The sequence below is a fragment of the Frigidibacter oleivorans genome (assembly GCF_003993775.1).
GTDB lineage: Bacteria > Pseudomonadota > Alphaproteobacteria > Rhodobacterales > Rhodobacteraceae > Frigidibacter > Frigidibacter oleivorans.
Genome location: NZ_RJRZ01000002.1, coordinates 348,839 through 371,481, shown reverse-complemented (window position 1 = coordinate 371,481; position 22,643 = coordinate 348,839). Strand labels below are relative to the sequence as shown.

Sequence of the window (22,643 nt, the reverse complement as noted above, 5' to 3'; positions counted from 1 at the left end):
GGGCGAGCGCATGGCTGACAGGCTGGGGAAACCGCCGGCGGATGACCGTTTTCGCTGTGTCGTTCTGGCTCCTGCCGGGCTCGACCCGGCCCGGCTGCTGATCGCATCCGAGAGGGCGGGCGCCACGCCCCTGATCCCGGTGCAGCCCGGGGCGGGGATCGCGGCCGCCCTGCGCATCGCCGCGGATGCCGGCCTGTCCGGCTTCGGCCTGCTGATCGACCAGCCCGCGCTGGTGCCCGCCGCGACCGAGGTGCCCGCCGGGCTGCGGCTGCTGGTGGCCCCGCCCGCGACGCTGGCCGGTGCCCGCCGGTCGGTGCAGGCACTGCGCCGCCGCGGGGTCGAGGTGCTGTGCGAGGCGATCCGCGCCGACGAAGCCGCGCTGGCGCTGGAACCCGAGATCGACGGCTATGTGCTGAAGGGCCACGAATGCGGTGGCATCGTGTCCGAGCAGACGACCTTCATCCTGCTGCAGGAATTCCGGCGCCGCACGGCGCTGCCGCTGTTCCCCCGCGGCGGCATCACCCCGGAAACCGCCGCCGCCGCCAGCCTCGCCGGGGCGCGGGGCGCGGTGCTGGACGACCAGATCCTGCTGCTGGCCGAATCGCCGCTGACGGACGAGGCGCTGCGCCGCCGCCTCTCGCGCTTTTCCGGCAGCGAGACGCTGCAGGTCGAGGAACCGCGCGGCGGGCGCTATCTGCGCGGGCTGGACCAGCCCGGGTCGAAGCGGATCGAGGATTTTGCCGCGCAGCTGCGCGCCGATGCGGGCGCGATGGAACGGATCGCGGCCGGCTTTTCCTGGGCCGGCGCCGCGACCGGTGAAACCGTCGCCCCGGCGGGCCAGGGTCTGGCGCTGGCCGGGCCGCTGGCCGACCGCTATCGCACGCTCGGCCGGCTGATCGGCGCGATCAGCGCCGCCGTCGACAAGCTGCCCGCCGAGGCCGCCACCCGCGCGGCACTGGCCGAGGGCGCGCCGCTGGCTCAGGCGCTCGGCATCCGCTATCCGATCCTGCAGGGCCCGATGACCCGCGTGTCGGACGTGTCGGACTTCTTCCTGAAGGTCGCCGAGGGCGGCGCCCTGCCCTTCGCGGCGCTGGCGCTGCTGTCGGGCGAAAGCACGGAAAAGCTGCTCGCCTCGACCCGCGATCTGCTGGGCGACCGGCCTTGGGGCGTGGGGATGCTGGGCTTCGCCGACACCAAGGTGCTGAAGCCGCAATTCGACGCGGTGGACCGCATCCGCCCGAACTATGCCATCATCGCCGGCGGCCGCATCAACCAGGTCATGGATTTCGAGGGCAAGGGCATCCCCACCTTCGTCCATTCCTCGACCGCCTCGCAGATCCGCCACTATCTGGACGAGGGCGTGCGCCGCTTCATCATCGAGGGGCGCGAATGCGGCGGCCATATCGGCCCGCTGTCCAGCTTCACCCTGTGGGGCAGCATCGTCGCCACGCTGCGCGACCATCCGGCGGTGGCGCGCGACGGCAGGAAGATCATGGTCGTCTTCGCCGGCGGCATCCATGACGAGCTGTCGGCGGCGATGGCGATGACCGTTGGCGAACCGCTGGCCGCGCTTGGCGTGAAGATCGGCGTGCTGATGGGCACGGGCTATCTGTTCACGAAGGAAATCGTCGAGTCGGGCGCCATCGTGCCGGACTATCAGGAGGTGGCGCTGTCCTGCGACAGCACCGTGTCGCTGTGGGAAGGCCCGGGCTTTGCCAGCCGCTGCGCCATCACGCCCATCGTGGACGAATTCCGCGACACCAAGCTGAAGATGGAATCCGAGGGCGCCAGCGTCCCCGAGGTGCGCGAGGTGCTGGAAAGCTTCTCGCTGGGCCGGCTGCGGATGGCGACCAAGGGGCTGGCCCGCACCGGCCCCGAAAAGACCCTGACGGAGATCGGGGCCGAGGAACGGCGCCAGCGCGGCATGTACATGATCGGCCAGATCGCCGCGATGCGCCACGAAGTCAGGACCATCGCCGAGTTCCACGACACGGTCTCTGCCGGCTCCGTTGCCTTCCTGTCCGAGGCACAGCGCGACCGCGCCCGCCGCCGCCAGCCCGCCCCCCCCGCCGCCGACATCGCCATCGTCGGCATGGCCACGCTGCTGCCGGGGGCGGATACGCTGGACCGCTACTGGCGCCGCATCCTGTCGGGCGAAAGCGCGATCCAGCCGGTGCCGGCCGACCGCTGGGTCGAGGACGACTACTTTTCGGAAGACCGCCACCTGCGCGACCATGTCTATTCGCGGCGCGGCGGCTTCCTCGACGACGTGGCGTTCAACCCGCTCGACTACGGCATTCCGCCCACCACGCTGGAAGCGGTGGACCCGATGCAGTTCCTCGCGCTGGAACTGGTGTCGGACGCGCTGAAGGATGCCGACATCGCCCCGCAGGACGAGGGCGACCGCGCCCGCACCTCGGTGCTGTTCGGCTTCTCGGGCGGTCTGGGAGAGATGGGCTCGCGCTATGCCACGCGGGCGGAACTGCCCCGGCTGATGGGCGAGGTGCCGGAATCGCTGCTGGCGCAGTTGCCGGAATGGACGGAAGACAGCTTCGCCGGCCTCTTGCCGAACGTGGCGGCGGGGCGCGTCGCCAACCGCTTCAACTTCGGCGGCACCAACGTGACCATGGACGCGGCCTGCGCCTCGTCGCTGGCCGCGATCTATGCGGGCGTGCTGGAACTGGAAAGCGGCCGCGCCGACACGGTGGTGGCGGGCGGCATCGATTCGCTGCAATCGCCCTTCGGCTATCTGTGCTTCTCGAAGACGCAGGCCCTGTCGCCGCGCGGCATCTGCAACACCTTCGACAAGAAGGCCGACGGCATCGTCATCTCCGAAGGTCTCGCCGCCGTGGTGCTGAAGCGTCTGGCGGATGCCGAACGCGACGGCGACCGCATCTATGCGGTGATCAAGGGCGTCGGCGCCTCGTCCGACGGCAAGGCCAAGGGCCTGACCGCGCCGCTGCCCGCCGGGCAGCAGCGGGCGCTGGCCCGCGCCTATGCGCAGGCGGGCTTCGATCCGGCGCAGGTGGAACTGTTCGAGGCGCATGGCACCGGCACCGTGGCCGGCGACAAGGCGGAACTGGAAACGGTGACCACGGCGCTGTCCGCCGCGGGCGCCGGGCCGAAGACCGCCGCCATCGGTTCGGTCAAGACGCTGATCGGCCATACCAAGGCGTCGGCGGGCGTGGCGGGCCTGATCAAGATCGCGCTCGGCCTGCATCACAAGGTGCTGCCGCCGCATGCGCTGGTCGAGGATCCGAACGCGGTGTTCGAGGATGACGCCTCGCCGCTGGTCCTGTCGCAGAAACCGCTGCCCTGGATCACCGCGCCGGGCAACCGCCGCCGCGCCGGCGTGTCGGCCTTCGGCTTTGGCGGCACCAATTTCCATATGGCGCTGGAGGAATATGTCGATCCCCACGCCCCGGCGCCCGCCGCCGATCTGGGCCGCGACATCCTGCCCTTCGCCTTTGCCGGCGCCGACCGCGCCGCGCTGCTGAAGCAGGTGCAGGGTCTGGGCGAGGCCGCGACGCTGCAGGCGCTGGCGCTGAAGGTGCTGCGCAAGCCGGGGACCGGGCCGCTGCGGCTGGCCTTCGCCGCCGCCTCGATGGACGAGGCGCGGGCGAAGCTGGCGCTGGCCGCCGACTTCCTGTCGGGCACTGCGGACACCGCGCCGAAGGGGCTGTACTTCTCGGCCGCGCCGCGGCTGCTGAACGGCGGCAAGCTGGCCTTCGTCTTCCCGGGCCAGGGCTCGCAATATCCCGACATGATGCGCCAGACCGCGCTGATCGACCCGGCGATGGTGGGCGTGCTGCAACTGGCCGAAGAGGTGCTGGCCGATGCGCCGAGCCTGGCCGGGCGCCGGCTGTCGCGGCTGATCTACCCGGGCGAGGGCTTCACGCCCGAGGCGAAGAAGCGGCAGATGGCCGAACTGACCGCGACCGAGATCGCGCAGCCCGCGCTCGGCGCCGTCGAGGCCGGGATGCTGCGTGTCCTGTCCCGGCTGGGCGTGGTGCCCGACATGGCGGCGGGCCACAGCTATGGCGAATTTGTCGCGCTGCATGCGGCGGGCGCCTTCGACCTGCCCGCGCTGATCCGCCTGTCCGAGGCGCGGGGCCGGGCGATGGTCGCCAATGCCGATCCCGACCGTCCGGGCGCCATGGCGGCGGTCGCGGCGGATGCCGATGCGGTTCGGGCGGCGATCGCCGCCTTCCCCGATGTGGTGGTGGCCAATCTTAACAGCCCGCGCCAGACGGTGATCGCAGGACCGCGCGCCAGCGTCGAGGCGGCGATGGCGGCGATGACCGCGGCCGAATTGCAGGTGACGGCGGTGCCGGTCAGCCAGGCCTTCCACTCGCCGCTGATGCATGCGGCGCGGGCAGAATTCGACGGCGTGCTCGCCGGGATCGACTGGCAGGCGACGGCGCTGCCGGTCTATTCCAACACGCTGGCCGCCCCCCACCCGGCCGATCCCGAGGCGCAGCGGCGCCTGATGGGCGAACATCTGGTCAGTTCCGTCGATTTTACCGGCATGGCCCGGGCGATGGCCGCCGATGGCGCGACCGTCTTCCTCGAGGTCGGGCCGCGTTCGGTCCTGTCGAACCGGCTGGTCGAGATCCTCGGCAGGGATGCCGCGGCGACCATCGCGCTCGACCGCAGCCAGGGCGACGCGGCTTCCTTCATCGAGGGGCTGGTGCAGCTTTATGTCGAGGGCGCGCCCGTCGATCTGGCGAAGCTCGCCGCCGGCATGGCCGCGCCCGCCCCGCGCCATCGCGACGGCGACCCGCGGCACCTTTGGCTGCTGAACGGCGCCTATGCCCGCCGGGCCGACGCGCCGCGCCGCCGTGCCACCGCGCCCGAGGGGCTGAGCCTCGCCCCGGCCGCTGCCGCCGCCGCCCCCGCATCTTCCGCGGCACATCTTGCCGCCACTGCCCCTGCCGCGCTTACGGCGCTGCAGTCCCGATCGCTGACCCCTACCACCCCGGAGGCCGCGCCCTCCCCAGCAGAGGAGCTTGAGTTCATGGACGTGACCGAGACCGACCCGCGGCACGGAGGCGGCTGGACGGCCGGGCCTTCCGTGCTCGGCGACTACCACACGATGATGATGGAATTCCTGCGCGTGCAGGAACGGGTGATGATGACCTATCTCGGCGGCGAGGCGCAAGCCCCCCGCGCGGTCGAGATGCGGCCCGCGATGGCGGCGCCGATGGCCGTCGCCATGCCCCGTCCGGTGGCAATGCCCGCCCCGATGCCCGTGCCGGTGGCGATGCCCGCGCCGGTGATGGCCCCCGCCGCGGTGGCAGCGCCCGCCCCGGCCCCCGTCGCGGCGCCCGCCCCGGCGCCTGCCCCGGCCCCCGTCGTGGCGGCCTCCGCCACCGTCGTGCAGATGCCGGTCGCGGCACCCGCCGCTGCCGCCGCCCCGGCCGCCGCCTTCGACCTGCTGGCGCAGTTCACCGCCATCGTGGCCGACAAGACCGGCTATCCGGAAGACGCGCTCGACCCCGATCAGGGCATGGAATCCGACCTGGGCATCGACAGCATCAAGCGGATGGAAATCCTCGGCGCCGTGCAGAAGATCCTGCCCGCCACCGCGGCCGAGGCGATGCGCGCCGAAATGGACCGGATCGCCGAACTCGCGACCATCCGCGAGATCGTCGATTTCATCGGCACCCGGATGCCTGCGGGCGGTGCCCCGGCCGGAGGCGCCGTCGCGGCGGAAGCCCGCCCTTTTGATCAGACCGCGGGAGGGGAAATCGCCGCTGCCGTCCTCCCGCGGTATATCCAGGTTCCGTTCGCGGAGCCTGCCGACCACGTGACGGAAACCCTGCCCCAGGGCTTCCGGATCGTGGTCACCGAGGCAGCGGACGGGTTCCACACCCCTCTGGTCGCGGCGCTTGCCGCGGCCGGCGCCGTGCCGGTGGTGATGCCCCGGTCCGTGCTGGTGGGGGCCGGAACCGACGAATTGAAGGCCTGGGTCGCCGAACAGGCCGCCGGCGGACCGCTGGGACTGGTCTATCTCGACAGCCGCGCGGCGCTGCCCGACATCGCCACGCTGGACTTCGACGGCTGGCACGCGCTGCACCAGGCCGGCACCAAGCGGCTGTTCCTGATCCTGCAGGCCTTCGAGCCGCATCTGCGCAGCGGCGGCCGGCTGATCTGTGCGATGGAAACGGGCGGGCTGTTCGGCCGCACCACCGGCCCGGTGAAGCATGGCGTCTCGGCGGTGGCGGGTGCGCTCGGCCTCGTCAAGGCGCTGTCGCTGGAATGGCCGGAATGCAGTTCCAAGGTCGTGGACCTCGACCCCGCGCAGGGGATCGAGGCGCGCGCGGCGCAGATCGCGAAGGAGTTGTCCTTCCTGCGCGGCCGCCGTGAGGTCGGCTATCCGGCCGGCCAGCGCACGATCCTGCGCACCGAACCCGCGACCCTGACCCCGCCCGAGGCGCCGGTCGTGCCGAACCGGGACTGGGTTGTGGTCGCCACCGGCGGCGGGCGCGGCATCACCGCCGAATGCCTGCGCACCATCGCCCCGCACGGCGCGCGGCTGATCCTGGTGGGCCGGTCGAAGCTGCCGGCGCCGGAAACGCCGGAACAGGCGGCACTGGATGCGCCGGGCCTGCGCCAGCACTTCATCGAGGCGGCGCGCGCGGCGGGCGAGAAGATCCGGCCGGCCGAGATCGAATCCAAGGTCGCCCGCCATCTGGGCAACCGCGACATGACCCTGAACATCCGCGATTTCGAGCGGATGGGGGCCAAGGTCGAATACCGCATCGCCGATGTGTCGGACGCGGCGGCGGTGAAGGGTCTGTTCGACGACCTCTATGACAAATACGGGCGCGTCGATCTGGTCGTGCATGGCGCAGGCCTGATCGAGGACACGCTGCTGGAGAAGAAGACCGCCGAAAGCTTTGCCCGCGTCTTCGACGCCAAGGTGGACAGCGCCTTCCTGATCGCCCGCGCGCTGCGGCCCGAAACGCTGAAGGGCCTGTGCTTCTTCACCTCGGTCGCGGGCCGCTATGGCAATCGCGGCCAGACCGACTATGCCGCCGCGAACGAGACGCTGAACCGCCTTGCCTGGGACCTGCGCCGCCGCTGGGGCGAGGGCGTGGCGGTCAAGGCGATCAACTGGGGCCCCTGGGCCGCGACGACCACGGGGGCCGGCATGGTCACCACGGCGGTGCGCCAGCAGTTCGAAAGCCGCGGCATCTTCATGGTCGAACCGGTGCCGGGCCGCGACCTGTTCTACAAGGAAATGTTCTGGTCGCCCGCCGACCAGGTCGAATCCGTGGGCTGGGTCGCCGATGGCGAGACGATGGAACAGGCCGTCTGCGCCCTGCCCGACCTGCCGGGGCACGAACGGATCGGCGCGCCGCTGACGCTCTTGCGCAATGGCTATCGGCGCGAGAATGGCCGGCGCGAGGTGGTCTGGCGGCTGGATCTGGTGAACGCGCCCTATATCGACCATCACCGCTTCGACGGGGTGGGGGTGATGCCCGTCGCCGCCGTCATGCAGGCGATGAGCGAGATGCCCGCCGCCTTCGGCATCTCGGAACCGGTGGTGGCGATCGAGAACCTGCAGATGTTCAAGGGCCTGACGCTGGGCGACGGGCCGATCGACCTGCGGGTCGAACTGGAGGCCGCCGCCGCCGACGGTCGCCGCCGCGTCAATATCCGCACCGCCGACGACAAGCTGCGCGTGCGCTATCGCGCCGACCTGCGCTTTGCCCCGGCGATCCCGGCGGGCAACCGGGTGCTGACGCCCGGCAGCCTGCGCAAGGTCTGGACCGGCCCCGGCATCGACGGCGTCTATCGCCGCTGGCTCAGCCACGGGCCGCGCTTCCAGACGCTGACCGATATCCTCGACGTGACGCCGGCCGGCGCCTGGACCACCGCCTTCGGCACCCGACCCGCCGATTTCGTGCCGGTGGAACCGACGCAGCGCTGGAACTTCGACCCCGGCCTGATCGACGGCATGCTGCAGACGGTCTGGATCTGGTCGCGGGCCATCCAGGGCGCCTCGACCCTGCCGCTGTCGGTGGCGGCGGTGCGCCGCTTCTCCGGCGATCCGCTGAACGGGCCGCTGACGGCGGAAACCGTGATCCTGTCGGGCAAGGACGATCCGACCATCGTCACCACGCTCCGGGTCTATGACAGCACCGGCGCGCTCTGCTACGAGCTGGAGAACTTCGAAGGCCAGTCCTCGCGCCAGCTGAACCGCCTGGGCGGCGGCTGGCAGGGCGGGGTGCGGGAAATCACCACCTCCAGCGGAGAGCGGGCGCAATGAGCTTCGAGACCGCGGATATCGCCATCGTCGGCATGGCCGGGCTCTATCCCGGCGCGGACGATGTGGACGTGTTCTGGCAGAACATCCTGACCAAGGTCGATGCGGTCACCGACTCGGCCGAGGGCTGGGTGGGCGATGGCAGCATCCTCGACCCGGAAAGCGACGATCCGCTGAAGATCTACACGCGGCGCGGCGGCTTCCTCGGCGACCTGTCCCGCTTCGACGCGCGGCAGTTCGGGACCATGCCGCTGTCGGTGTCGGGCGGCCAGCCCGACCAGTTCCTTGCGCTGAAGGTGGCGCATGACGCGATGGTGGATGCCGGCTATGCGCCCGGCACCTATGACAGCAGCGCGACGGGCGTGATCCTCGGCCATGCGATCCATGCGCATCGCGGCAATTCCAACGGCATGCAGCAGGTCTGGTTCAACCCGCAAATGCAGGCGCTGCTGCAGGCGCTGTTCCCCGACCTGCCGGCCGCACAGGTCAACGACGCGATCCGGCTGATGCAGGCGAAACTGCCGCGCATCCTGCCCGAGGCGGTGCCGGGCCTGGTGCCCAACATCCTGACCGGGCGCATCGCCAACCGGCTGGACCTGATGGGGCCGAATTACATCATCGACGCGGCCTGTTCCTCGTCGATCATCGCCGTGGACCTCGCGATCAACGAATTGCGGTCGGGCCATGCCAACATGATGCTGGCGGGCGGCGTCAACACCACCACCTCGCCGCTGGTCTACAGCGTGTTCTGCTCCGTCTCGGCCCTGTCGCGCGAAGGCCGCATCCGGCCCTTCGACCGGCAGGCCAGCGGCACGGTGCTGGGCGAAGGCTGCGGCATGGTCGTGCTGAAGCGGCTCGACGATGCGCTGGCGGCGGGCGACCGGGTCTATGCGGTGATCAAGGGCGTGGGCCAGTCCTCGGACGGCAAGAGTTCGGGCCTGATGGCGCCGCGGCTGGAAGGCGAGGTGCTGGCGATGCGCCGCGCCTATGCCAATTGCGGCATCGACCCCGCGACCATCGGCCTGCTGGAGGCGCATGGCACCGGCATTCCGCTGGGCGACAAGACCGAGGTCGAATCGCTGCGCGCCATCTTCGGCGAGCGGCAGGGCAAGCTGCCGACGGTGCCGGTCGGCTCGGTCAAGTCGATGATCGGCCATTGCATCCCGGCCTCGGGATCTGCCGCCATCATCAAGATGGCACTGTCGCTCTATACCGGCATCCAGCCGCCGACCCTCTGCGACGAGGTCAGCGAGGAGATCGGGCTGGACAGCACGCCCTTCCACGTCGCCACCGAGGCGCGGCCCTGGGTGCATTCGGCGGATCATCCGCGCCGCGCGGCGATCAACGCCTTCGGCTTTGGCGGGATCAACGCGCATATGGTGCTGGAAGAGGCGCCCGGCGCCGCCTTCCGCGACCCGACCGCCGCCTTCCTGCCCGCGATCCTGCCCGAGGCGATCGCGGCGCCCGAACATGTCTTCGCCTTCGCCGGCACCGACCGCGCCGGGCTGATGGCGGCGGTGGACGGCTTCCTTGCCACCGCCCATGCGGGCAGCCTGGCCGAACGCGCCGCCCATGCCTGGGCCGCCGCCGCGGCCAGCCCGGGGCCGGAACGTCTGGCCATCGTCGCCGCCTCGGAAGCAGAGCTGGACAAGAAGGTGGCGGGCCTGCGCGCCAAGCTGGCGAACCCGGCGCAGGGCGCGATGCAGACCCGGAACGGCATCTATTTCGAACCCGCCCCCATCGGCGGCAAGGTCGCCTTCCTGTTCCCGGGCGAGATGGCGCAGTACCCGGGCATGATGCGCGATGCAGCCATCGCCTTCCCGATGGTGCGGGCCTGGTTCGACGATGTCGCCGCCCTGACCGAGGGCCGCCGCGACGTGGCGCTGCAACAGGTGATCTTCCCGCCCGACACGCTGGTCGATGCCGCGGGGCAGGCGGAACTGGAGGCGCTGATCCACCGGGTCGACTACGGCTCGGAAATGGTCTTCGCCGCCGATCAGGCGGTCTTTGCCCTGCTGACGAAGCTGGGCGTGAAGGCCGATGCGATGCTGGGCCATTCGACGGGCGAGAATGCCGCGCTTGTCGCCTCGGGCCTGCTCGACATCGACCGCGCCGGGGTGCTGGCAATGATCGCCCGCATGAACGAGATCTTCGACGAGGTGCAGGCCAGCGGCGCTGTGCCGACCGGCGTGCTGCTGAACGTCGCCGCGCTGGAACGCGCGAAGCTGGAAACGCTGGTCGCGAAGCACGGCAGCCTGCATTTCACCATGGACAACTGCCCCAACCAGGCGATCCTGTTCGGCCAGGCAGAGGAGATTGCCGCGCTGCAGGCCGATGCGGTGGCCGAGGGCGCGATCTGCACGCAGCTGCCGATCAGCTGGGGCTATCACACCGAACATGTGCGGCCGCTGGCCGAGCGGTTCGACGGGCTGTTCGACGGCGTCGGGCTGAAGCCTTCGGACGTGACGCTCTATTCCTGCGGGACCGCCGCGCCCTTCCCCGAGACGGTGGCAGAGTTCCGGTCCACCGCGATCTCGCAATATGTCTCGAAGGTGCGCTTCACCGAGGGGATCGAGCGGCTGCATGCCGATGGCTGCCGCGTCTTCGTCGAATGCGGGCCGAACGCGGTGCTGTCCTCCTTCGTGCGCGACATCCTCGGCGACCGGCCGCATCTGGCGGTCAGCGCCGACAACCGCCGCCGCGGAATGGTCGCGCAGCTGCGGCATCTGGTGGCGCAACTGTTCGTCGCCGGCGTGCCGCTGGAGCCGATGGCGCTGCTGGCGCCGGTCGAGGGAGCGGACCAGACGCGCCGCCGCGAGATCCGCGACAAGCAGCGCAAGGCCCCGCGCCTGCCCAGCGAACTGCCGGTGGTGACGCTGGCCGAGACCGACATCGCCCAGCTGCGCGAGATGCTGTTGCCGGCCCGTGCCGCCCTCGCCCTCGGCAACGCGGCGCCGGCCAACGGTGCGCTGGCCGCCGTGGCGCCGGCCCCCATGCCCGCCGCACCGGCACAGGCGCTGGCGGCGGTGCCGGTGCAGGCCGCAGCGCCTGCCCCGCAGCCGCAGCCGGCACCGGTTGCCGCGGCCCCCGCCACTACCGCCGCCGCCCCGGCCGGCGGTCTGGCGGTGCACGACCATATCGGCCTGATGACCGGCTTCCTGCACAGCACGGGCCGCGTCGCGAGCCAGGCCCTGGGCGGTACGGGCAACGGCACGGCGCCTGCTCCTGCCCCGACCCGGCGGATCGAGGTCATCGACCTAGCCCGGCTGTTCCGGCTGCCCTTCGAGCTGCGCGCCTATGCGATGCACGGCTCGCCCAGCTTCGAAAGCCTGCTGCCCTATCTGGCCCCGTCGGAACAGGACGAGGCGCGCGAGGTGCTGATCCGGCGTGGCCACGCGGATGCCTGGCAGGAATGGAGCCTCAGCCGGCTGGCGGTGAAACGCGCCGCGGCCGAGGTGCTGCGCAACGGCGCCGCGAACCTGCCGCCGCAATCGGCGCTGGAAATCCGCAAGCATGACAGCGGGGCGCCCTATCTGGCGGTCGACGGCGCGGCGGCGGCACCGGCGATTTCGCTGTCGCATGTCGAGGCGGTGGGCGCGGGCGCCGCGGCGGCCCCCGGCTGGCGCATCGGCATCGACTATGAACGCCCGGCCCGCATCCGCGATCCGCAGGGCTTTTATGAATCGGTGACCAGCGAGGCCGAACGCGCCGCGCTGAACCTGGCCCCCAGCCGCGAGGCGGCGGTGCTGGTCTGGAGCGTGAAGGAGGCCGCGGCCAAGGCTCTTGGCCTTGGCATGCAGGGGCGGCCGCAGGAATTCGCCCTTCTGGGCTACGATCCGGCGCAGGGCAGCGCGCTGGTGCAACATCAATCGCATCTGGTGTCGGCGCAGGTGCGCCCGGTGCGCGACGCCATCTGCGCCATCGCCTATGCCGCGGCTTCCTGAGCGGCGCCACCACCCGCCGGACCCCGGCGGGCAGACATCGCCGCAAGGCAGCGCCGTCGATGGACGGCCAGAACGAGGGACGGAAGAGCATGAGCACGGACATTCAAGAGCGCCTGAGGACGGTCCTGCAGGAATTCGTCGCGGATTGGGGGCTCGACGTGCCGATCACCGAGGACACCGCGCTGGTCGAGGATCTCGGTTTCGACTCGATCGACGTCATCCAGTTCGTTGTCGCGGTGGAGAACGCCTTCCAGAACCGCAAGCTGGGCTTCCAGGACCTGCTGATGCAGAACGGCCGCTATGTGGACGACCTGAAGATCGGCGAGATCGAGACCTTCCTCGCCTCGCGCCTCGCGCTCGCCTGAAGACCAGCCAAAGGACCGGCCCCATGACCACGCGTACCCTCCTCATCGGCCTCGACGGCGCCACCTACACCGTGCTGGACCAGTTCCTGAAGGGCACCTGCGAAGAGGGCGTGGTGATGCCCTTCCTCGCCGGGCTGATGGAACAGGGCTATGCCGCCAAGCTGAAGTCCACGAACCACCCGCTGACCCCGCCGGCCTGGACCTCGGTGATGACCGGGCGTACGCCGGGGGTGCACGGCATCTACGACTTCGTCCGCTTCGAGGATATGGGGCACGAGCTGTTCTTCACCCTCTACGACGCGCGCGACATCAGGGTCGAGACGATCTGGGAATTCGCCAGCCGCGCCGGCCAGTCGGTGGTGTCGCTGAACTTCCCGATGATGGCGCCCCCGCCCCGGATCAACGGGTCGCTGGTGCCGGGCTTCGTGTCATGGAAACACCTGCGCCGCAACGTGACGCCGCCGGAACTGTATGACCGGATCAAGAGCTTCGACGGTTTCGACCCCAAGGAACTGTCCTGGGACTTCGAGCGCGAAAGCCAGATCGGCGACGTGATGGAGGACGCGGAGCTGTATCGCTGGGTCGAACGGCACCTGCCGCGCGACCGCCAGTGGTTCAACATCGGCATCCGCCTGCTGAAGGAGGATCAGCCCGACCTCTTTGCGCTGATGCTCGACGGCACCGACAAGATCCAGCATCAGGCCTGGCATGTGCTGGACCCCGCGCTGTGGGACGGCGGCAAGACCGAGGACGCAAAGAAGGTGCGGGCGCTGGTCGTCAGCTACTTCCGCGAACTCGACGGCTTCCTCGCCGAACTGCACGCCGCCGCGCCCCAAGCGCAGATGATCATCGTGTCCGACCACGGCTTCACCGGGTCGGAAAAGGTGGTCCGCGTGAACAAGTATCTGGAAACGCTGGGCGTGCTGACCTGGCGCGAAAGCGATGGCTCGGATGCGGCCAAGCGGCGCGACATGGCGAACTTCGCCAACCTGGACTGGACGCGCACGCAGGCCTTCTGCCCCACGCCCTCGTCCAACGGCATCGTCATCCGCAAGAAATCCGACGCCTGCCCCTGCGGCGTGGCCCCCGAGGACTATGCGGCCTTCCGCGACAAGCTGATCGCCGACCTGCTGGAGATGCGCGACGACGCCACCGGGCTGCCGGTGATCCAGGCGGTGCTGCCGCGGGAAGAGGCTTTCCCCGGCGGCGCGATGGAAAATGCGCCCGACCTGACGCTGATCCTGTCGGACCACGGCTTCGTGTCGGTGCGCAACAAGGAGCCGGCGGTGGTGACGCGGCCGATCCCTCTGGGCACCCATCACCCCGACGGCATCTTCATCATGGCCGGCCCCGGCGTCGCGCATCAGTCGGGCGCGCCGATGTCGATCGTCGACACCACGGTGATCGCCAGCCACTGCCTGGGCCTCGACATCCCGTCGGACCTGGAAGGCCGGATCCCCGAGGACCTGTTCACGGCGGACTGGCTGGCCAGCCATCCGGTGAAGATGGGCGCCGCGACGGCGGCGGGGGCGGCAGCCGCAACGGCGGCCCCCGCCCCCGCGACCCCCGGCGCGGCCGAGGACGAACAGCGCGAGGAGATCCTCGCGCAGCTTCGTCTGCTCGGCTACCTCGAGGACTGAGGGCGGCGGCGTAGGATGGCGCGGGTTCCCGTCAACGGCACGACCCTCGCCGTCACCCGGCTGCCGCAGCGCAAGGGGCCGGCCCGGCATCTGGGGGACGGCACCCCGATCGTGATGGTGCACGGGCTCGCCGCCTCCTCTGCCTTCTGGTACGCGGCGGGGGCGCAATTCGTATCGCTGCTGGGGCCCGTGCTGATGTACGACCTGCGCGGCCACGGCAAGAGCGAGACACCCGAAACCGGCTACAGCGTCACCAACATGGCGCGCGACCTGCTGGCCCTGCTGGATGCCGAAGGGGTGGAGAGGGCGCATCTCGTGTCCCACTCCTTCGGCGGCATGATCTGCCTCGCCTTCGCGCTGGCCCATCCCGACCGGGTCGCCAGCCTGACGCTGGTGGACGTGCGGGTGCGGCCGATCCAGCGCAAGCTGTCGATCCCGGCGCGGCAGCTGCCCCCGGCGGTGGAACGGCGGCTGGCCTCGCTGGGTCTCGACATCGCCGCGATCAATACCCAGGACGACGGCATCCACTATCTGAAGACCGTGGCCCGGATCGAGGTGGAGGCGGGCGAAGAGGCGGTGGAGCTGCTGAACGCGCTCTATCGCCACCCTCGGCTGTTCCGCAACCGCCGCGCGGCGGAACGCTGGATCACCCTGACCGAGCGGGTCAGCCTGATCGCGGATCTGGAGGAGGAAGAGGCTTTCACCGCCCGCGATCTGGCGCAGTTGCAGTTGCCGATGCTGATCCTCGTCGGCGGCAATTCCACCACCGTGCCCTCGGCGCAGGAACTGGCGCGGCTGTGCCCGCATGCGATCCTGCGCGAGATCCCGGATGTCGGCCATTTCTTCCCGATGTCGCAGCCCCGCCTGTTCCTGCAGCCCACGCTGCGCTTCCTGCGCGCGCTGGAAACGGGGCGGCTGGCGGGGCCGCGCGGGCGGGCGGGGCTTCGCTCCGATGGCGACGGGCGGCCCCCGGCCCGGTAGGATGCCCGCGGGCCGGGCACCCCGCCGGCCCGGTCAGGTCAGGTCAGCTGGTCGTGCAGCCAGGGATGGCTGTCGAACAGCGCCGCCAGATGGTCCGCGACCCCGACATCGTCCTGAACGGCCGGAACCGGCGTCACGGCGGCCGTCTGCACCTGCGCCGCGGCTGCCGCATCCTCGGGCACGGTCAGGGTAACGTCGGTGACGGTGCCCGCGACGCTGTCGCCCTTCAGGTCGCCGACGATCAGGCCGTATTTGCCGGGATCGTCGGTGCTGCCGCTGGCCGCGCCGGTCGCCACCACCTCGCCGTCGAGGAGGATCGACATCTCGCTGCCGTCATAATGCAGGCCGATCTCGTGCAGGTCGGTATCGCTGAAGGTGCCCGGCGCGCTTTCGACGACATAGCGTCCCTCGTCGGTCTTCATCTCGAAGCGCAGCGCTCCGTCATCCGTCACCGACAGGCCCAGAACCTTTTGCAGGCTCAGCAGGTTGCCCGAACCGCCGGCGCTGTCCTTCTGGAAGTCGAGCGTGATGTCGAAGGCGTCGTAGCCGGTGATCTGCTCGTTGCCGCTGTCCACCGCGAAGCCGTTCTTGCCCGAGACGTGAAAGCCGCTGTCGCCGCCCGCGTCCAGCGTGCGCAGCGCCGTCTTGCCGCCGCGCACGAGGATCGAGGTGTCATAGCCCGACACGTCCGACAGGCCGTTGGCCGCGAAGTCGATGTCGAGGAAGACCTTGCCGGCCGGTATCGGCTCGCCGGTGTCCTCGCCCGTATCGCCGCCCGTGTCCTCGCCCGCGTCCTCTCCCGTATCGCCGCCCGTATCGCCGCCTGTCCCGGTGTCATCGGGGATGTCGGGCTGCTCGGCCGGCGCCTCGCTGGGGATCGTCATGCTGAAATCGTCGACCAGCCCGGTGGCATCCGTTCCCCACGGGTTGCCGAGGACCAACCCCCAATAGGCCACGTCCGGCGTGCTGCCGGTGGCGGCGCCGGACGCCTCGACCTCGCCATCGACCAGGATCGACATGGTGCTGCCGTCATAGGCCAGCGTGATGTCGTGCCATTCGGTATCCGACATCACGCCGGGTCCGGTCTTGACGGTAAAGCTGCCATCGGTGGTGGTCAGCTTGAACTGGATCGACCCGTCCTTGAGGATCTGCACATCCGTCGTCTGGTGCAGGTTCAGCAGGCCGCCATAGCCGGCCGCGCTGTCCTGCTTGAAGGACAGATTGATCTCGAAGGCGTCGAGGCTGTAGATCTGCAGGTTGCTGCGATCCACCGTCAGCGTCGTCTCCGCGCCGAGATGCCAGGCGGTATCGCCGCCCTCCGACACCAGCGCCGTTCCGCCCGTGCCGGGGGTGACGGTGGTGTCCTGACCCGAGCCGTCGGCCAGCGCGTTCTCGAAATCGAAGTCGAACAGCACCGGGTTCGTCACCTCGACCACGCGGGTGATCGTGTCGCTGTTGCCCTGCCCGTCCGTGACCGTCAGCTCGACCGAATGCAGGCCCGGCGTGGCGAAGACATGCTCGACCGTCCAGCCCTCGGCGGTGGTGCCGTCGTCGAAGACCCAGGTCGCCGTCGCGCCGCTCCGGGCCAGCGCGCCCGTCTCGCCCAGGCTGTGGCTGGCGTCGAAACTGATGGCGAGCGCATTGCCCTCCACATCCTCCAGCGCCATCACCGCCTCGACCCCGTCCTCGCAGGACTGGTCGGAACTGATCGTCGCCCCGTAGACGCCGTACCAGTCGCTGTCGACCCTCAGCCGCAGGTCCCGTAGGTCGCCGTCGCTGCCCCAGTTGACGATATGGTTGCCGACATAGTTGGGAGCGTTGACCAGCGTGTAGCTGACGACGGCATTTTCGGCCGAGGCACCGGCGGGCATGGACGTGCCGCCGAGGGAGCCGGTGATGTTGCCCGACACCTCGACATCGATGGAATTGCTGACGTTGATCGAGGGCGCGGTGCTGCCCGGGGCGGAACTGGCGCTGGACTTGGTCGCCGCATCCGGGTCCCACAGGACGGTGTTCGAGTCGATGGTCACCCCGGCGGCGTCGGTGACGCTGATCCCGTGATAGGCCCCATTCGAGATCAGGTTATCCTCGATCACGATATTCTCGTAGCGGCCGTTCACCTCGGCCTCGCCCTTGCCGTAGATCTCGTTGCGGATGAAGATCGTCTGGGTCGCCGCGCCGTCGCCGGCGTCGAAGACGTTGCCGGAAATGGTGATGTCGCTGGTCAGCGTCTTGGCGTTGGTGCCCCAGATCTGGATCATGTCGGAATGGTTCAGCGTCTGGGTCGAACCATAGAAATCGTGGAAATTGTTGTCCTCGATGGTGACGTTCTGCCAGCCGCCGCCGCGGATACCGTCGCCCTGCACCGCGAAGATATCGTTGCCCGTGATCTCGACATTCTGGCATTCCAGCATGCCGATGCCGTGGAAGACGTTCGAGATCGAGTTGTCGACGATGGTGATGTCCTGCGAATCCCGCACGAAGATCGCGCCTTCGCCCTGGGTGGCCGTCCCGTCCTCGGACAGGTAGCCATCCGCCCCGCCGGTGAAGGTATTGCCGATCAGCGCGATATTGTCGGAACTGGCGATCCGCACATCCTCGGCCTTGTCGCCATGCCCGCTGATATCCAGGCCCACCAGCGCCACATGCGACACCTGGGTCAGTTCGGCGCTGCTCAGCAGGGCGGGTTCGGCGGGATCGGCCGAGGTGATGACGATCGGCGATTCCGCCGAGCCGGCCTTGTAGAGGTCCAGCGTATAGGGGTTGCCCGCCGGATCGAGGAGGATCGTGCCCCCGCCGGTCATCTCGAGCGTCTCGAATGCCTCGGCCAGTTCCTCGGACGACGAGACGGTGATGGTGCGATCATCGAACCCTTGCGGATAATCCCAGTCGGGCAGGTGCAGGCTGGCGTCGGTGGTCATTGGATCAAGCTCCTCGGGGTCGCGCGGACTGACCGGATTCGGTTACGCCCGCCGAACTCCGCCGATGGATGCCACGGCAAGCGGGCAGCGGGCGGGCCGGAAGGCGGCGGAAATGCGGAGGACGGGCACAAATCATCTGCGCCTTACTCCCGGAAGGCCCGATCCAGCTGGCTGGCCAGCGGATCGAGCAGGTAGGACAGCACGGTATGGCTGCCGGTTTCGAGGAAGGCCTCGGCCGGCATCCCCGGCACCAGCGACACGCCGTCGAGCCGGGCCAGTTCCCCGGGCGGCACCTCCAGCGTGACACGGTAGAAGGCCCGGTCGGACACGGGATCGCGCACCGAGGCGGGTGCCACCGAGGCCACGGTGGCAGCGAGTTTCGGCATGTCGCGGCTGTCCAGCGAAGCGATGGCCAGCTGCGCCGGCTGGCCCGGCCAGACCTCGTCGATGCGGCGCGGATCGACCTGAAGCTCGAACTCCACCCCCTCGTCCAGCGGGATGATCTGCAGGATGGTGGCCCCGGGCGCGATGACGCCGCCGATGGTCGTGGCCGCCAGTTCATGCACCACCCCGTCGGCGGGGGCGCGGATCTCGACCCGGTCGAGCTGCGCCATCGTCGTCACGATCTCGATGGTCAGTTCCTCGATCTCGGCCGTCACCTCGCGCAGTTCGGTCACCACCTGTTCGGTAAAGCTGCGCCGGTCCTGCAGGGTGGTCAGTTCGGCATCGCGCAGAGCGTTGGCAAGGCGCGCCGCCTCGGCCTGAAGGGCGGCGATCTCGCCCGCGACCTCGGCCCGGTCGCGCTGCAGTTCCTTCACCTGGCTGTCGCGGACCAGACCCTGGTCCTTCAGCCGCCGGAAATCCGCCAGTTCGCTGTCCAGCAGCGACAGCCGTTCGCGCGTCGCGGCAAGCTGCCCCTCGGCCCCGGCGATCTGGTTGTCCAGCTGCGCGACCTTTTCGCGGCCCTGCGCCTCTTGTCCCGACAGAAGGATGCGGCGCGCCTCGAAGATGCGGGTCTGGCCGGCCTCGGCCCGCGCGGTGTCGGGCAGGGCGAAGGGCAGCGCCGCATAGACGAAACGCAGCGACGCCAGCCCCTGCTGTTCCGCCTCGAGCCGTGCGCGCCAGGCCAGCGCCTCGGCCAGCCGGCCACGCGCGATGTCGAGGTTGACGGCCAGCAGCGTCGGGTCCAGCCGCAGCAGCAGATCGCCCCGCGCCACCCGCGCGCCATTCGCCACCTCGATGGCGGCGACGATGCCGCCGTCGAGGCTTTGCACCAGTTTCGGCTGGCCGCGCACCACCGCCTGACCGGAGGCGATGACGGCGCTGCCGATCGGCGTCACGGCGGCCCAGCCGACCAGCGCGCCCAACAGCAGCACCGACCCCACCGCGCCCAGCATCAGCGGCAGGCGCAGCCCGGTCTTCAGCCCCACATCCTCGCGGGTCGTCGCAGATCCGCGCGGCAAGGCCAAGGCGGCGGATCGCAGCGTGTCCAGCGACAGGTTCGCTTCGGCCCCCATGGATCAGCCCCCCCGCGTCAGGTCGCCCGCCGCGGCGGGACGGTCGGGGGCAGCGGCGAGCCGCGCCAGCTTGGCCGCGACGCGGCCCCCGGTCATCGGGCTCGGCCCTGCCGGTTCCGGCGCGACGGCCGGGGCCACCGGCGCATTCGCGGCCGGCGCGGCAGCATGCGGCATCGCCGGCACCTGGCGCGCCCGCAGCGCAGCGGGGATCGCGGGCTCGCCGGCCACAGGCGGGGTCGCCGCGCCCGCAGATTGCGTCGCCATCCGTCCGCGGACCGAGGGCGCCAGCACCTCGTCCTTCGGGCCGAAGCGCGCCACAGCCCCGTTGCGCAGCAGCAGGATGCGGTTGACGGCGGCCAGCGCGCTCGGCCGGTGCGCCATCACGATGACGATCGAGCCGCGGGCCCGAAGTTCGGTGATGGCGGCGGTCAGCGCCTCGTCCCCGGCCATGTCGAGATTGGCGTTGGGTTCGTCCAGCACCACCAGCTTCGGCAGGCCGAAGATCGCCCGGGCCAGACCGATGCGCTGGACCTGCCCGCCCGACAGCGGTGCGCCCCCGCCCGCGCCCTGCGCCCCGACCTGCGTGGCATAGCCCTGCGGCAGCGACAGGATCATCTCGTGCACCCCGGCCAGACGCGCCGCGGCGATCACATCGGCATCCCGCGCCGCCGGATCGAAGCGGGCGATGTTGTCGCGCAGCGTGCCGGGCAGCAGTTCCACCGTCTGCGGCAGATAGCCCACATGCCGGCCGAGCGCCGCGGGCGCCCATTGATCCGCCGTCGCGCCGTCCAGCCGGATCTCGCCCTGATCGGCGGTCCAGGCGCCCACCAGCAGCCGGGCCAGCGTCGATTTGCCCGATGCGCTCGGCCCGATGACGCCAAGACCCTCGCCCGGTTCCAGCGCGAAGCTGACATCGTTCAGGATCCGCCGCCGCTCGCCGGTGGCGCCGGCCAGGCCCAGCTTCACCAGCCGGTCCACCTGCAGCGCGCCGGCAGGCGGCGGCAGCTGGATGGCGCGCGGCAGGTCGGGCAGCGCGGCGAACAGGTCGCGCAGCCGGCGATGCGCGGCGGCGGCGGCGCCGATGCTGCGCCACTGGCCGGTGATCTGGTCCACCGGCGCCAGCGCCCGCCCCGACAGGATCGACGAGGCGACGATGGCGCCCGCCGACATCTCTTGCCGCAGCACAAGGAAGGCACCCAGCGTCAGGATCGCCGATTGCAGCAGCATCCGGAAGGCGCGCGAGGCCGCCGACAGCACCTCGGCCGCGTCGCTGCCCCGCTGGGTTTCGGCCAGCGCCTTGCGGCGCAGCACGGACCAGTGCTGGGCCAGCCGGTCCTGCATCCCCATCGCGCGCGCGGGTTCGGCCCCGCGCCAGCACTGGTCGGCAAAGTCGCGTTCGGCGGTTTCCGCCGCCACGGCGCGGGCGATGGAGCGGTTCGACAGCGCCCGGTTCGCCAGCGCGATCAGCGCCGCGACCGCCCCGCCCGCCAGCGTCAGCCAGCCCAGCCAGGGATGCAGCAGGAACAGCACGGCAAGGTAGACCGGCGCGAAGGGCAGGTCGAAAAGGCCGGATGCGACCGGGCTGCCGACGAAGCCGCGCACGGTGTCGAGGTCGCGCAGGGGCCGCCCGCCCGCATCGCCGCCGCCGGGCCCGCGCCGCGCATCGACCCAGGCCAGCAGCGCCGGTTCGGCCGCGGCCACGTCCAGCCGCGTCGCCAGCCGCGACATCACCCGCGACCGCAGGAAATCGTAGAAGGCGAGGAACAGGTAGAGGACGACCACGATCAGGAACAGTCCCGCCAGCGTCGGGACCGAGCCCGAGGTCAGCACGCGATCATAGACCTGCAGCATGTAGATCGAGCCGGTCAGCATCAGCAGGTTGATCACCAGGCTGAACCCCGCGACCGCGATCAGGCTGGATCGCGCCGCGGACAACGCGGCGCCATAGGCCGTGGCGGTGGCAGGCCGCCCCCCGGCAAGTGTCGTCATCCGTCCGTCCCCACGTCCGTCCCCAGGTCGGGCGCCCGCCGCAAGTGTCCGGGCAGCCCGCACGTTCAGGTTGACGGGCGCAAATGGCGGCATTCCGAAAGGTTTCGGGCCATTTTGGGGCAGTCGGATCGAGTTGCGGCGGGAATGCGGCGTCGCAGAAAACAGGCGCTGTCCCCGCCGGCCCTACCGGGCCAGGCAGCCGGGCCGGGCGGTGGGTCAGACGGCCGGTTCCCACCCGCAGCGGCGGGCGAACAGCCGCGGATCGCTGCCGGGGTCGAGCGCCATGGCCCGCCGCCGTTCCAGCGATCGCCAGGCCCGCAGCCGATAGGCCGGCAGGCCGAGTCCGAACCGGTCCACCCGGACGATCGGGCTCCAGACCGGCAGCCGCGCCGCCCATTTGCGGCGCAGGAAATCATAGGCCGCGCCGAAATCCGCGCCGAGCCGCCCGTGGAAGCCATCGTTGTGCACGCAGGCCAGGTCGGCGACATAGGCGCCCCGGCCGGCCGCGCGCGCCGCCTGCACGATGTCGGTGCCGTAGAGATGCCACAGCGGCAGCGCCTCGTCGAAGCGCAGCCCGGCATCGCGCCGCATGACCAGCAGCAATTCGTCGAAACTCGCGACCGGCTGCGGCTCGGCCGGGGGTTCGCCGAGCGCGCGGCCCAGGCTGGTGGACCAGACATGGCCGACATGGCCGCCGCCGTCGCGCACGCCATAGGGGCCGATCAGCGCCCAGTCCGGGTCGCGCGCCTCGACCGCCGCCAGTGCCCGGGCCAGCCGCGCCTCCCACCCCGCCGGCAGGTAGACGTCATGATGGGCGAAGATGACCAGCGGCGCCGCCGTCGCGTCCAGCCCGCGATTGTAGGCCACCGCGGCCGACGGTGCGCCGCGCACCACCTCGACCGGGACGCCCGCGGCGACCAGCGGCGAGGCCAGCAGGTTGCGGTTCAGCACCTCGTCCGAGTTCGAGGCGACGACGATGCAGATCCGGTCGCGCAGGTCCTGGGTCATGTC

Annotated in this window: 8 protein-coding genes and 1 pseudogene; 5 read left to right on the top strand and 4 right to left on the bottom strand. The window is 70.6% G+C overall.

Annotation, left to right across the window (positions count from 1 at the left end; all coding sequences use genetic code 11):
- Nucleotides 1-10: 10 nt before the first annotated feature.
- From EEY80_RS04750 to EEY80_RS04730, 5 genes and pseudogenes are all read left to right on the top strand, one after another.
- Nucleotides 11-7,132 (top strand): annotated as a pseudogene (locus EEY80_RS04750) (SDR family NAD(P)-dependent oxidoreductase); the annotation flags it as partial.
- Nucleotides 7,133-8,274: 1,142 nt separating this feature from the next.
- Nucleotides 8,275-12,219 carry a type I polyketide synthase gene (locus EEY80_RS04745; RefSeq protein WP_126975417.1) on the top strand — a complete coding sequence of 1,315 codons (3,945 nt, stop codon included), beginning with the start codon at nt 8,275-8,277 and terminating at the stop codon, nt 12,217-12,219.
- Nucleotides 12,220-12,308: 89 nt separating this feature from the next.
- On the top strand, nt 12,309-12,584 hold the full coding sequence (locus tag EEY80_RS04740; RefSeq protein ID WP_126975416.1) for an acyl carrier protein: 276 nt from the start codon (nt 12,309-12,311) through the stop codon (nt 12,582-12,584).
- Nucleotides 12,585-12,607: 23 nt separating this feature from the next.
- Entirely contained in the window at nt 12,608-14,224 is a 1,617-nt protein-coding gene (locus EEY80_RS04735; RefSeq protein ID WP_126975415.1) for an alkaline phosphatase family protein, read from the top strand.
- Nucleotides 14,225-14,239: 15 nt separating this feature from the next.
- On the top strand, nt 14,240-15,205 hold the full coding sequence (locus tag EEY80_RS04730) for an alpha/beta fold hydrolase (protein WP_126975414.1): 966 nt from the start codon (nt 14,240-14,242) through the stop codon (nt 15,203-15,205).
- Between the two features lie 38 nt (nt 15,206-15,243).
- Here EEY80_RS04730 and EEY80_RS04725 read toward each other — a convergent pair whose 3' ends face one another.
- From EEY80_RS04725 to EEY80_RS04710, 4 genes are all read right to left on the bottom strand, one after another.
- The gene (locus EEY80_RS04725) at nt 15,244-18,126 is read right to left on the bottom strand and encodes a LamG-like jellyroll fold domain-containing protein (protein WP_126975413.1); all 2,883 of its coding nucleotides are present in this window, start codon (nt 18,124-18,126) and stop codon (nt 15,244-15,246) included.
- A gap of 143 nt (nt 18,127-18,269) precedes the next feature.
- A complete protein-coding gene (locus EEY80_RS04720) occupies nt 18,270-19,643 on the bottom strand; it encodes an HlyD family type I secretion periplasmic adaptor subunit (protein WP_126975412.1) in 1,374 nt (457 codons plus the stop codon).
- Nucleotides 19,644-19,646: 3 nt separating this feature from the next.
- Complete coding sequence (locus EEY80_RS04715) at nt 19,647-21,632, bottom strand: type I secretion system permease/ATPase (RefSeq protein ID WP_126975411.1); 1,986 nt, start codon at nt 21,630-21,632, stop codon at nt 19,647-19,649.
- Nucleotides 21,633-21,848: 216 nt separating this feature from the next.
- On the bottom strand, nt 21,849-22,640 hold the full coding sequence (locus tag EEY80_RS04710; protein ID WP_126975410.1) for a glycosyltransferase family protein: 792 nt from the start codon (nt 22,638-22,640) through the stop codon (nt 21,849-21,851).
- Nucleotides 22,641-22,643 lie beyond the last annotated feature (3 nt).